Genomic DNA, 211 nt, shown 5'->3' with positions numbered 1-211 from the left:
GGTCGGATGAGGGTGACGTGCGGCAGTACCCCACCAGACATCGGACGCCTCGACTGCGACAAATATGTGCGCAGCACCTGCCCGATCGCCTCAGCCCGGCGGACATCGATCGGCCGGGGATCCGGGGACCCGTCCGGTAGCGGTATCGGCCGGCACAACGGATCCAACGCCGCACACAGCTCTTCCCCGGTCGTCACGTCCAGATCGAGGG

Annotated in this window: 1 pseudogene; it reads right to left on the bottom strand. The window is 67.3% G+C overall.

The features are described 5' to 3' along the window. Window positions 1-211: pseudogene (locus tag G154_RS25735) on the bottom strand (DUF222 domain-containing protein); the annotation flags it as partial.

It is taken from the genome of Mycobacterium sp. VKM Ac-1816D, from assembly GCF_000416385.1.
Lineage (GTDB): Bacteria > Actinomycetota > Actinomycetes > Mycobacteriales > Mycobacteriaceae > Mycobacterium > Mycobacterium neoaurum_A.
The sequence above is the reverse complement of the archived record's forward strand: the minus strand, read 5'-3'. Positions and strand labels throughout refer to the sequence as shown.